General features: G+C 62.6%; 12 protein-coding genes. 5 read left to right on the top strand and 7 right to left on the bottom strand.

The features are described 5' to 3' along the window. Positions 1-10 precede the first annotated feature (10 nt). On the top strand, positions 11-541 hold the full coding sequence (locus QZ190_RS16960) for a TPM domain-containing protein (RefSeq protein ID WP_367114249.1): 531 nt from the start codon (positions 11-13) through the stop codon (positions 539-541). Between the two features lie 65 nt (positions 542-606). Next, positions 607-1,677 (top strand): DUF6352 family protein, encoded by a 1,071-nt coding sequence (locus tag QZ190_RS16955; protein WP_291918781.1) that lies wholly within the window; start codon positions 607-609, stop codon positions 1,675-1,677. Positions 1,678-1,686: 9 nt separating this feature from the next. On the opposite strand, the gene QZ190_RS16950 is transcribed toward QZ190_RS16955, so the two are convergent. Genes QZ190_RS16950 through QZ190_RS16930 form a run of 5 tightly spaced genes read right to left on the bottom strand, consistent with a single transcriptional unit; the run spans position 1,687 to position 7,357 of the window. Beyond that, positions 1,687-3,069, bottom strand: coding sequence for a formimidoylglutamate deiminase (locus QZ190_RS16950; protein ID WP_291918779.1), 1,383 nt, complete (start codon positions 3,067-3,069; stop codon positions 1,687-1,689). A gap of 9 nt (positions 3,070-3,078) precedes the next feature. Further along, on the bottom strand, positions 3,079-3,702 hold the full coding sequence (locus QZ190_RS16945) for a HutD family protein (protein ID WP_291918777.1): 624 nt from the start codon (positions 3,700-3,702) through the stop codon (positions 3,079-3,081). A 4-nt stretch (positions 3,703-3,706) separates the two neighbouring features. Continuing rightward, a complete protein-coding gene (locus QZ190_RS16940; RefSeq protein WP_291918775.1) occupies positions 3,707-5,887 on the bottom strand; it encodes a TRAP transporter permease in 2,181 nt (726 codons plus the stop codon). Between the two features lie 10 nt (positions 5,888-5,897). After that, the gene (locus tag QZ190_RS16935; RefSeq protein WP_291918774.1) at positions 5,898-6,389 is read right to left on the bottom strand and encodes a DUF1850 domain-containing protein; all 492 of its coding nucleotides are present in this window, start codon (positions 6,387-6,389) and stop codon (positions 5,898-5,900) included. Continuing rightward, on the bottom strand, positions 6,386-7,357 hold the full coding sequence (locus QZ190_RS16930; RefSeq protein WP_291918772.1) for a TAXI family TRAP transporter solute-binding subunit: 972 nt from the start codon (positions 7,355-7,357) through the stop codon (positions 6,386-6,388). The genes QZ190_RS16935 and QZ190_RS16930 overlap by 4 nt, the downstream gene beginning before the upstream one ends. Before the next feature lie 182 nt (positions 7,358-7,539). Here QZ190_RS16930 and QZ190_RS16925 point away from each other — a divergent pair, with 182 nt between their 5' ends. Together QZ190_RS16925 and QZ190_RS16920 are read left to right on the top strand one after the other, a co-directional pair. Beyond that, positions 7,540-8,544 carry a LysR family transcriptional regulator gene (locus QZ190_RS16925; protein WP_291918770.1) on the top strand — a complete coding sequence of 335 codons (1,005 nt, stop codon included), beginning with the start codon at positions 7,540-7,542 and terminating at the stop codon, positions 8,542-8,544. 101 nt (positions 8,545-8,645) lie between these two features. Beyond that, positions 8,646-9,830 (top strand): FAD-binding oxidoreductase, encoded by a 1,185-nt coding sequence (locus QZ190_RS16920; RefSeq protein WP_291918768.1) that lies wholly within the window; start codon positions 8,646-8,648, stop codon positions 9,828-9,830. Positions 9,831-9,842: 12 nt separating this feature from the next. Here QZ190_RS16920 and QZ190_RS16915 read toward each other — a convergent pair whose 3' ends face one another. Both QZ190_RS16915 and QZ190_RS16910 read right to left on the bottom strand, forming a co-directional pair. Further along, positions 9,843-10,481, bottom strand: coding sequence for a DUF1109 domain-containing protein (locus QZ190_RS16915; protein ID WP_291918766.1), 639 nt, complete (start codon positions 10,479-10,481; stop codon positions 9,843-9,845). Beyond that, positions 10,478-11,038, bottom strand: a complete 561-nt coding sequence (locus tag QZ190_RS16910; RefSeq protein WP_291918764.1) for a sigma-70 family RNA polymerase sigma factor — start codon at positions 11,036-11,038, stop codon at positions 10,478-10,480. Before QZ190_RS16910 ends, QZ190_RS16915 begins: the two co-directional genes overlap by 4 nt. A 176-nt stretch (positions 11,039-11,214) precedes the next feature. Between QZ190_RS16910 and QZ190_RS16905 the strand changes: the two genes are divergently transcribed. Then, entirely contained in the window at positions 11,215-11,529 is a 315-nt protein-coding gene (locus QZ190_RS16905) for a hypothetical protein (RefSeq protein WP_291918763.1), read from the top strand. Positions 11,530-11,579: the final 50 nt, after the last annotated feature.

Raw genomic sequence — 11,579 nt, 5'->3', positions numbered from 1 at the left:
GCACGAATCACTGCTGACCCAGGGCGTGCGTTGGTGGCGACACCGCTGGATGGACGAGCGCGCCGCCGAGCGGGCGGTGCCGCCGGCCTTGGCCGAGCAGCTGCAGGCCCGGGTGAACGCCAGCGAAGCGCGACACAGTGGCGAAATCGTGCTGTGCGTTGAAGCCGCCTTGCCCAACAGCTACCTGTGGCGCGCGGGGCGCGAGGCGCCTTTGCCTGCAGTGATACGTGAGCGCGCACTATCGTGGTTTGGCAAGCTGCGCGTGTGGGACACCGAGCACAACAATGGCGTGCTCATCTATTTGCTGCTGGCCGAGCGCCGGGTCGAAATCGTGGCCGACCGGGGCATCAGCCGCCATGTGCCGGATGCGCACTGGCAAGCGGTGGTGCAGCATTTGGGTGAGCACTTGCTAACTGGTGACTTCGACAGCGGTCTCACCCAGGCGCTGCAGGAAGTCTCGGCGTTGCTGGTCCAGCACTTTCCGCTGCAGCCTGGTGAGGCGAACCCGAACGAGCTCTCCAACCGGGTGATTTGGGCCTGAGCCAGGGGCCGGACCAGAACAAAGACCATCGACACCCTGCGGGGTGGCAAGACCAAAGACTCAACATGCACAACTTCTGGACCGCCTGCGGTCACCAACACCTCAGGCGCAACGCGCGCGGCTGGATGAGCGCCACGCCAGACTACTGGCGTTTGTGGCTGCAGCGCCCCGAGCTGGCGCTGGTGCCCGAATCGTGCCCCGCTGAAAAACGTTTGCACCAGGCCCTGCTGGATGCGCCCGGGATGCAGGTCGCGCCTGCGCAACTGAAGGCTTTCAAAGACGGGGATGCGCGGGAAAACTACGAACTGTTTCTGCGCTTTCGTGACGACGTGGAAGCCGCGGGTTCGCTGGAGTCGGCCTACATTGGCTGGATGCGCAGTGGTCAGATCCAGCTGCCCCCGCTGTTCATCGATCTGGTGGTGCAGGCCATCGCCTGCAATGTGCTGGCCGATGTGGAGGACGCCTGGGTTTGGCGTGCGGCCGAGTTGCTGTTTCGCCGCCAGCGCATCACCATCGAAGGCGGCCGTGTGCTGTCGGGCGACAGCGACACGCTGGACAGCTTGAAAGCCACTGGTGGCTTGGGCGAGATGGGGCGTCTCTTGATGGAGGGCGGTGCCACGCTCAAGGCGGTGGATGTGAAGGTGCTGCACCCGGACAACGCGGAGCGCTACCTGGCGCAGCGCGAGGGCCTGGGGCGCTACGCCTTTTTGCTCGACATGACGCACGAGCTGAAGAACGAATTGCCGCACGGTTTGATTTTGAGCATGGTCAACGCCCGCTCAGGGCTCAAGGCCTTGTCGGTGGTGCTGGCCCGCTGGGTTCAGCACTTCCTTGGCGTGGCGGTCAGCATCGAGCCGGTGCAACAGGTGGACGATCCGGCCTGGCGCTGGCATGTGGGGCTGGACGTGACGGCCACCGCCCTGCTCAACGACCTGTACCAGGGCACCGAGCTGGATGCCAAGCGCCAGCAGCAACTCATCAGCTTGTTCAAGTTGCGGTTTGACAATCCGCAAGACATGCGTGCCGATGTGCAGGGCAAGCCCGTCTATTTGGGCCTGGCGATGAATGAGCAAGGCCTGCTCAAGCTCAAGCCGCAAAACCTGTTGCTCAATTTGCCATTGGCCAGCGAGGTCTAAAAAGCCCGTTCAGGCTTGCAGCAGGTCGCGGCGCGCTTGCACCAGGCCCGCCATGGCCTCGTCGTGCAGCGCATGCCGGCCCTGTTGCACCAGCCGCTGACCGCCAGCCCAGACCTGTGCCACGGCGCTTTGGCGGCTGCTGGCAAACACATGGCTGGCCAGCATCTGGTCGGGTGACAAGCCGGCCAAGGCCGGGTGTTGGGCATCGAGCACGATGAAATCGGCCTGCTGTCCTACCGCCAACCCCGCCACGGGCCGAGCGGCGGCCTGCGCGCCACCGGCTACTGCCCCTTGCCACAAAGCCTGGGCCACATCGGGTTGGTGCGCGTTGGTGGCCACATTGCGTTGCCGCAACGACAGGCGCTGGCTGTATTCGAGCAGCATCAGGTCTTCGGCCGGGTTCACCGCGATGTGGCTGTCCGAGCCAATGCCCCAGGCGCCTTGGTGGTTTTGCCAGGTCTTGAATTCAAAAATGCCGTCGCCCAGATTCGCCTCGGTGGTGGGGCACAGACCGGCCACGGCACCCGAGGCCGCAGCCCGCTGGTATTCGTGCGCGTCCATGTGCGTGGCGTGCACCAGGCACCAGCGTGCATCGACCGGCGCATGGTCCAGCAGCCAGGCCACGGGGCGCTGCCCTGACCAGGCCAGGCAAGCGTCGACCTCGGCCGTTTGTTCGGCAATGTGGATGTGGATGGGTGCGCTGGCGTCCAGCGCCTTCAGCCCCGTGAGCACTTCGCTCAGGCTCTCGGGCGTCACGGCCCGCAAGGAGTGCGGCGCCAGCCCCAGCCGCGCCGATTGCGCATCGCAGGCGGGTCGCAGGCGTTCGAGCAGGCGCAGCATGGCCTCGGTGCTGTGGATGAAGCGGCTTTGTCCCGCTGTGGGGTCACCCCCGCCAAAGCCGCTGTTTTGGTAGAGCACGGGCAGCAGCGTCATGCCGATGCCGGTGCGCTGGGCGGCGCGCAGCAGGCTGAGCGACATCTCGGCCGGATCGGCATAAGCCTGGCCTTGGGCGTCGTGGTGCAGGTAATGAAACTCACAGACGCTGGTGAAACCCGCCTCCAGCATGTCGACATAGAGGCCGGTGGCAATGGCCTCCAGCTGCGCGGGGCCGAGTTGGGCGGCAAATCGGTACATGAGCGTGCGCCAGCTCCAGAAGCTGTCTTGCGCGTGGCTGCGGTACTCGGTCAGCCCGGCCAATGCGCGCTGAAAAGCATGCGAGTGCAAATTCGGCATGCCCGGCAGCACCGGGCCTGCGGCGCGTGGCACTTGGGGGGGGGCGGCCTGCCCTGCCTCCATGGCCTGCCATTGGCCTAGGGCATTCCATTGCAGCAAAACATCGCGGGCCCAGCCCTCGGGCAACAAGGCGTGTTCGGCAAACAGCTGGTGGTGCATCGTGGTGTTTCAGCGTGGGGTGGGTGTGAAGCGAACGGCCAGCAGGGCCGCATCGGAAGCTGAGTCGACGCATTGGCATTGGCAGGCCAGCATCGCGTCATGCCACCAAAGGCCTGTTTGTGCACCAAGCGCGTGCTGTTGGGCGTTGGTTGTATCGGTGTCGCTCTCTGTGTGAGCGGTCTGCACCTGCCATGTGCCCTGAATGGCCATCAGCCAGCCGGCCGGGGCGGGCAACAAAGTCTCATCACGCCGCAACACGCGCACTTCGGCCTGACACACACCACGGCGCGTCATCACATTCAAGTCGTGACAGTCCCCGTTCAGCAAGCGCCCATGGACAGCGGCATCGCCTGAAAAGGCAAAGGGCTGCAAAGGCGTGTCCAGCGCGTGCAAGACGCTGCCATCGGCACTGCGCAAATGCACACCGCCACCTTCGAGCAAGGTGATGACCCGGTCCACACCCGGGAACACCGAGAAATCACCATCGCGGGCAATGTGCGCAATGCTGATGCGCCAGTCGAAGTCCTGCATGTTGGCGCTGGGCGGGTGGCACGCGATTTCGCGCGTCACGCCGCCGCCGTTTTTCCAGGGGCTGGCGTGCAGTTGGGCCCGTTCAAAAAAATGAATGGGCATGCGATCAGGCCGTTTGTGGCAAGGGGCGGCTGTGCCACAGCAGGATGAGCAGCACACCTGGAATGGCCACGGCTGCCGCCACCGGGTTGGCAAACACCAGGGACAAGGACAGACCATTCAACAACCAGAAGGCGGGTCTGCGGATGGGCCGCGCCACAAAGCCTGTGTAGGCTGCCCCCAAACCCATCACGGCGACGATGGCGCAAGACGTGGCGAGCAAGAAGGCGGGCCAGGTGAAGTCGATGAACAGTAAAGCGGGCGTGTAAACAAAAGCAAAGGGCACCAAGGCCTTGCCCATGGACAGGCGAAACGCCGTCATGCCCGTGCGCATGGGTTCACTGCGGGCAATGCCAGCTGCAGCAAAGGCCGCCAAGGCCACAGGCGGGGTCACATCGGCCAGCACGCCGTAGTAGAAGACAAAGAAGTGCGTCGCCAGTTGCGGCACGCCCAGGCCTGCCAGCGCCGGGGCAACGATGGCGGCCAGGATGATGTATGTGGGTGTGGTGGGAACGCCCGAGCCCATGATGATGCAAGCGGCTGCGGTGAACAGCAGGCCAAATAAAATCGTGACCTGTTGGAGCTCAAGCCAGTTGAACACGTCCAGCACCATGAACATTTGCGCCGCCAGTCCCGACACATCGATCACCCAGGCCGAGAACTTGAAGCCCATGCCCGTCAGCGTCGTGATGCCCAGCACAAAGCCCACGCAGGCGCACGCTGCGCCAATGCCCAGGGCGGCTTTGGCGCCCATCTCGAAGCCCTGAATCAGCGCTTGTGGCCCTACGGCCATGCCGGTCATGTTTTTGCCCAAAGGGCCCATCAAACGGGGAATCCACGAGCAGGCCACAGTCAGGGTGATGCCCCAAAAGGCGGCGAGGAATGGTGTGAACTGCATCAACAACAGCGTGACCATGACCACCAGCGGAATGAACAGGTGCCATGAGCTTTTGAGCACCCAGCTGAGTGAGGGAATGTCTTTCGGGTCCATGCCCTGGAGCTTGAGCCGCTTGGCCTCCAGGTGCACCATGAACAAGATGGCAAAGTAATGCAGCAGGGCAGGAACAATGGCCACCAAAATCAAGGTGTTGTAAGGAATGCCCAAGGTCTCGGCCATGATGAAAGCCGCAGCGCCCATGATGGGCGGGGTGATCTGGCCACCGCACGACGCCGAGGCCTCCACCGCCCCCGCAAAGCGTGGCGAGAACCCGACCTTCTTCATCAGCGGAATCGTCATGACACCCGTGGTCACGGTGTTGGCAATGGCCGAGCCAGAGATCATGCCGAACAGCCCCGAAGACACCACGCTGACTTTTGCAGGTCCGCCGGAAAAACGGCCCGCTGCAATGGTGGCCAGGTTCACGAACAACTGCCCCAGCCCGGTGAGCTGGGCCATGATGCCGAACAACACAAAGTGAAAAACAAAGGTGGCGACGACACCCACCGGAATGCCATAAATGCCTTCCGTGCCTTTGTACAAATGGGCCACGATGCGTGACAGGCTGTAACCCCGGTGCGACAGGCCGCCCGGCAGATAAGGGCCGAGGAGTCCATAAAAAATCGCCGCGATGGCCAGCAAGGGCAAAAAGATGCCCATGGTGCGCCGTGTGGCCTCGATCACCATGGCAATTGCGATCACGCCCATCATCAGGTCCAGAGGCGTGTGCTGGCCCGGGCGCTCGATGTAAATGTGCTGAAAAAAGACCAAGAGGTAGAGCGAAAAACCCGAAGCCAGCGCCGCAAACACCCAGTCGCGCCATGGTATGTGGGTGTGGCTGCCATCGAAATGCTTGAACGGCAAGGACAAACCAGCCAAAGCCACCAGCACTGCCAAGAAGGTGTAGCGCATGGCGTCGGGGATGGGCTCGGAAATCTTGCCCAGCAGACTCCAGCCCATGAACAGGTAAAAGCCCACCAGCCCGATGGACACCGTCCACTCCCAGTGGCCGGGCAATCGCTTTTGACGGGGAAACACCAAAAAGCACAGCCCCAGCACCACCGACAAGTGGATGGCGCGGTGTGCAATTTCGTTGTGCAGGCCAAAACCTGCGGTGTAAAAGTGCCAGGCCGACAGGCCTGCGCACAAGACCATCACGACTTTGGCGCTCCAGCCAGCCAAGCGGCGGAAACTCGATTCGGGGTCAAACTGCTCGATCAGGCGATCGATTTCTTGTTGGCTGGTCGTCATGGGTTTTCCATCATGGCAAAGGGCAATTTTCAGCCCGCATTTCAATTGATTTGGGGCTCAGCTGGCCCAGTAAAACTTCACGTCCGTCGGCCAGCACCAGCCGCATCGACTGGGCGGGCAAAGGCAACACCACCAAAGGCTCGACCACCCGGTCGAGCAGCAAACGCCAGCCCGTGCCATCGCGCAGCAGGCGCTCGCCCGGCCCGGCCGCCGATGGCAGGCCATAGCCTTCGCCTTCAAACCGTTCTTCGACCAAGTGCGCGCGCCAGCCCTGTGCGCTGTGTCGCCAGACATAGCGGTCCAGCACGGGCGTGCCCAACACCGAGTGGGTGAACGCCACATCGGCAGCGGGTTGTGCCGGGTTCAAGGGCAAGCGGGTCAGCGCCAGGCCGCTGCGGTGTTCGGTCAGTACCAGCTCGCAAGCGGGCGCAGCCCCAGGGGCTGCCCATGCGCAGGCCACCAGCGCCCACGCCACCAGGGCGAGGCGCTTGGGGTCTGTCACTTGGCGATGCCCTTTTCCTTGAAGTAACGCAAGGCACCGGGGTGCAGGGGCACGCTGGCCACGGCTGTGGCCGTGTTCAGGTTGATGTTTTTGCCCTGCACATGCACCTGGCCCATGATGGCGGTGTTCTCATACAGCGCCTTGGTCACCTCGTAGGCCACGTTCTCGGGCACGCCATCGTGCGTGGCCCAGATGGCCATCACTGCCAGCGTGGGCACAGCGGCGGTCTGGCCTTTGTAGCTGTTGGCGGGCAACTGCACCTGGGTGTAGTAAGGCTGCTCCTTGAGCAAGGTGGCCACTTCGGGGCCGGACAGCGGGATGATCTTCAGGGCGTGGCTTTGTGCAAAGTCGGTCACCGCCGCCACGGGCACACCGCCCGTGATCAAGGTGGCGTGCAAGTTGCCGTCTTTGATCTTGTCCACCGCTTGGGTGAAGGAGGAGCTGTCTTCCTTCACATCGGTGCGGGCCATGCCGTGCACTTTGAGCAAATCGGTGACAAGCTGGTACTGACCGGAGCCGGGAGCACCCGAGGAAATGCTCTTGCCCTTGAGGTCCTTGACGCCGTTGATGCCCGAGTCGGCGCGGGTGATCAGCTGCACGGTCTCGGGGTACAGCGCGCCCAGGGCACGCAGGTTTTTCAGCGGTGCGTTGGCAAACTGGGCTTTGCCGTTGTAGGCCGCGTCCAGAATGTCGGCCGCCACAAAGGCCGACTCGATGTCCTTGGTGCCCAGCAGTTTGGCGTTGCCCACCGAGGCACCGGCGGCTTCAGCGGTGGCAGTGATCTTCCTGCCGTCGACCGTGGCCTTGTTGGAAATCAGCTGGGCCAGCATGCCGCCCAAGGGGTAATACGTGCCACCCGTGCCACCGGTGGCGATGCCGAAAAACACGCGTTGTTGGGCCATGGCAGCACCCGAGAGAACGGCTGCAGAGGCCACCAGGGTCAAGACCAGTCGGCGATTGAGTTTCATCGGTTTTCCTTTGTGAAGAGGGGTTCGGTCAAAATGTCAGAGAAGGCTTGTTGCAACATGCATCCAGCGCTTCGCAGATGCACAGTGTGGTGTGGAAAGCCTGAGCTGACCAAGCCTTCGCCAATTCTGATGCTGAGCATCAGAAAAACCAATACAGACCGGCCCTGCCGCGCAAGCTTCCGATGAAAAAACGTGCTTCAGACAAAGTGGTCCCCCCCTCCTGGGAACAGCTGGGCAGCTGGGTGGCCTTGGTGGAAACCGGTTCTGTGTCGGCGGCGGCGCAGCGGCTTGGCATTTCCCAGGCGGGCGTGTCTCAGCATGTTCGTCAACTGGAGGAGTCGCTGGGCGCCTCATTGCTCGACCGGGCCACCCGGCCAGCCCACCCCACGGCTTCGGGGCAGCGCTTGTACGAGCAAGCGCGCGACCTGCTCTCGCGTGCCAGCCACATGACCGAGACGGTGCGAGCCCTGAGCCGCAGCAAAAGGAGCTTGTTGCGGCTCGGGTGCGTGGACTCCTTTGCCGCCACGATTGGCCCGCAAATGGTGCGGGGCCTGGCCGGGCGTGTGCAGAGGCTGCGCCTGGTGTCAGGCATCAACCCTGGACTGGCCGAGCAATTTGACAACCACCAGCTGGACGTGCTGATCACCACCGACGACCCCAAACCCGCCGCCGGTCGTGAATGCCTGGCCTTGTTTTCAGAACAGTTCTTGCTGGCCGTGCCCTCGGACTTCAAGCTGCCGCCTCTGGCGTCCTTGCAGCAGCTCAGTGGCCTGAGGCCCTTCATGCATTACAGCACCCGCTCCAAAATGGGGGCGCTGGTCGATGCCTACCTGGGCCGCCACGATCCCGACATCGAGCAGGTGTTTGAATTTGACGCCACCGACCCCTTGCTCAGTCTGGTGCGCGAAGATTTGGGCATTGCCCTCACAACCCCTTTGTGCCTGTGGCAGTCGCGCTACCACGCCATGCACCTGAAGTGTGTGCCCCTGACAGCCTTGCGCCATCAGGGCAAGGCCTATCCGCCCCTGCAGCGCACCTTCTACATGGTGTACCGGCCCGACGAATTGGGGCCGCTGGCCCAGGACATCGCGGCCATGGTGCGGGTGGCCGTGCGCGAGCTGCAGCGCCAATGGGTGAGCGTGCTGAAAATCCCTGCCGACTTGATCAGCGTCAACGAAGACCGCTGAAGACATCAGCGCCAAGGCTGATGCTGATGATCAGCCAATGCAAAACTGATGCACGACTTGCCCATGCGCCTTAGGCTGGTGGCCAACAACAGGAGTGCGATGTGAGTTCATGGGATGCAATCGTGATTGGGGCCGGCGTGATCGGCACCTCGGTGGCCTACAACCTGGCGGCTTTTGGGGCTCAACGTGTGCTGGTGCTGGAGCGCGATCAGATCGGCGCGGGCACCACCTCACAGTCCAGCGGCATTTTGCGCACCCACTATTCGGTGGTGGAAAACATGGCGCTGGCGCAGCAGTCCTGGTCGGTGTTTGAAAATTTTGCCGAGCACTTGCAAGACGAAGACGCCAGTGCCGGCCTGGTGCGTTGCGGTTACCTGATCGCCTCGCCCGAAGGCCCCAAGCTGGCCCCCTTGCACGAGGCCCTGGCCGCACAAGAGGCGCGTGGCATAGCAGTCAGCCGAATCACGCCCCAGGAGGCCAGCGAGCGCTTGCCCATTTGCCGCTTTGACGATGCCGCCTTGATCGGCTTTGAGCCAGATGCTGGCTTTGCCGATGCCTATCTGGTGGCCACCAGCTACGCGCGCGCGGCCCGTCGGCGCGGGGTCAAGTTCATGGAAGGCGAAAGCGTCACGCGTTTGCTGCTGCAGCAAGGTCGTGTCAGTGGCGTGGAAACGGCCAGCGGGGTGTTTCATGCGCCCGTGGTGATCAGCACGCAAAACATTTGGGCAGATGAATTGACCGCATGGACGGGCATTCAGGTGCCTTTGACGCCCGAGCGGCACAAGGTCATTTCGCTCGAAGGCCCTGAGGCCTACACCTATGCCATGCCGGTGTACAAGGACCTGGGCTCGCCCGGCATGCTGTACTGCCGCAGTTATGGCGGGCGGCAGATGTTGGTGAGCGAGGGCACGGCCGGGGAAAGCCTGAGTGGGCCGGACAACACCCAAGGCGACATCTCCATGGACGATGTGGCGCACTTGGGCGAGCAGGTGGCAGACCGCTTTCCCTCGTTTGCCGAAGCGGGTCTGGCCTCGTCATGGACCGGGGTGTACGACGTGACGCCGGATTGGAATCCGGTGCTGGGCGGTGTGAACGAGGTTCCGGGTCTGGTGGTGGGCTTTGGTTTTTCGGGTCACGGCTTCAAGCTCTCACCCGCTGTGGGCCGGGTGCTGGCCCAGCAAGCCTTGGGCCTGCCCACCGATGTGCCTTTGGGCCCGTATGCACTGGAGCGCTTCAGAACCGGCCATTTGTTGCATGGCCGTTATGGCTCGGGCGCGGTGGCCTGAGCGCTGCATCTGTCACCAGCGCAGCCAGCGCCCACCGAGCAGGGCGCCCAAACCGGTGGCCAAGGCCATGCCCCCCACGTACCAGACGGCGAAAAATGTCAGGCTGGTTTCGGGGCAGTGCAGCGAATAAATACTGGCCGCCATGCTGCCTGCCAACACACCCGCGACCGCTCCCGTGAGCACCGCGCGGGTGGGTGCCAGCTGGCGCAAGGCCCAAAGCAAAGCGGCCAATACAGGCAGTGACAAAGCGGCGATGCTGGTCGAACACACTTGCCATGAGCCGCCCATCCACTGCACGGTGCGCGCGGCTGCATCGGTTTGCAGCAGCTGCACCAGACCCAAGCTGAACATGGCCAGCAGCGCCAAGCCAATGCCCCACAGGGTGTGACCAGCCCCCATGCCGGGTCGGGCCAGGCGAAACAAACCATACAAGCTGAAGCCCATCAGGGCCGCCAACCACAGCATCTTGGTGGCAAAGGCGGGGTGCGTTGCCATCTCGTCCATGCGTGGGTTCAGGCCGAACAAGGTGAATAACAACACGGCACAGACCACTGCGCCCAGCAACAGTTTTTGCAGCAATTGCTGGCGCACGGGGGGATGAGGCTGCAGCGTGTCGCTGGCCAGCAAGGCAATCAGGTCGTTTGTTTTCATGACTTCGCTCCCCATTTGGCCATCAGGGTTTTCAGGCCCCGGTGGATGTTCACTTTGACCGAGGCTTCACTTTGCCCGGTCCGCTGGGCGGTTTCGGTGATGGACAAACCTTGCAGCCGCGTGTGCTCGATGGCTTCACGTTGGCGCACAGGCAAATCGGCCAGCATGACGTCCAGGTCCTTGTGCGCATCGCTGGCGGCTTCTTCGCTGTCCACCGCCAGGGTTTCAGACCAGTCGTCGATGTCGTCGTGCAGGCCCTCGCGGCGGCCGTGGGCGCGCAAATGGTCCACCCATTTGTAACGCGCAATCGCATACATCCAGGCCGTCAGGGGCTGGTCGCTTTGGTAGGTGTGGCGCTTTTGATGGATCGCCATCAGGGTTTCTTGCACAAGGTCCTCGACATCGCTGAGTTGGGATTGCATCCGTTTTTGCAAAAAGCGCCGCACATGGCCGCTCATGAGGCCCAGGGCACGTTGGTAACTGGCGTGGTCGCCTTGCAGGGATTGCATCCATGCGGCGTGCAGTTCGGCTTCGTGGGTTTGCAGGCTTTCGCTCAAGTCAATTCGTCCAGAGGGGTGAAAAAGTTACAGATACAAAAGGAAACAAATGGCATGCATTTCCCGTAACTTTTGAATGTTCCGGTGCGGATTACACCATGACAGCGATGGACAAGTGCCACAAGGCACCGCCCAAAACGGTCAATCACTCACCTTCAAACTTTCAGGAGCATTTCATGGACAAGCAACACCTCATCACCATCGCTTTGGGTTCTGCCTTTGCCGCAGCCACCCTGCTGCCCGTGCACGCTGCAGGCAACCCTTTTGCCGCCAAGACGCTGGACGCCGGTTACCAAGTGGCGCAGGCTGACATGAAATCTGACAGCAAAGCCAAAGACGGCAAGTGCGGTGAAGGCAAGTGCGGCGGTGACAAGAAAACCACCAAAGCCAAAGACGGCAAGTGTGGCGAGGGCAAGTGCGGTGGCGACAAAGGCAAAGCCAAAGACGGCAAGTGCGGCGAAGGCAAGTGCGGCGGCGACAAGAAGAAGTAAGTCGCCCCGTTCGTAGAAGGGCAGTCAGTGTCCTGGTTTGTACCCGCCAT

Source organism: Limnohabitans sp. (assembly GCF_017848645.1).
GTDB lineage: Bacteria > Pseudomonadota > Gammaproteobacteria > Burkholderiales > Burkholderiaceae_C > Limnohabitans_A.
The sequence above is the reverse complement of the archived record's forward strand: the minus strand, read 5'-3'. Positions and strand labels throughout refer to the sequence as shown.

Coding starts and splice junctions, on each gene's coding strand:
- QZ190_RS16940 (WP_291918775.1), bottom strand. CDS start 5,887: ATGACGACCAGCCAACAAGAAATCGATCGCCTGATCGAGCAGTTTGAC.
- QZ190_RS16950 (WP_291918779.1), bottom strand. CDS start 3,069: ATGCACCACCAGCTGTTTGCCGAACACGCCTTGTTGCCCGAGGGCTGG.
- QZ190_RS16905 (WP_291918763.1), top strand. CDS start 11,215: ATGGACAAGCAACACCTCATCACCATCGCTTTGGGTTCTGCCTTTGCC.
- QZ190_RS16945 (WP_291918777.1), bottom strand. CDS start 3,702: ATGCCCATTCATTTTTTTGAACGGGCCCAACTGCACGCCAGCCCCTGG.
- QZ190_RS16925 (WP_291918770.1), top strand. CDS start 7,540: ATGAAAAAACGTGCTTCAGACAAAGTGGTCCCCCCCTCCTGGGAACAG.
- QZ190_RS16915 (WP_291918766.1), bottom strand. CDS start 10,481: ATGAAAACAAACGACCTGATTGCCTTGCTGGCCAGCGACACGCTGCAG.
- QZ190_RS16955 (WP_291918781.1), top strand. CDS start 607: ATGCACAACTTCTGGACCGCCTGCGGTCACCAACACCTCAGGCGCAAC.
- QZ190_RS16930 (WP_291918772.1), bottom strand. CDS start 7,357: ATGAAACTCAATCGCCGACTGGTCTTGACCCTGGTGGCCTCTGCAGCC.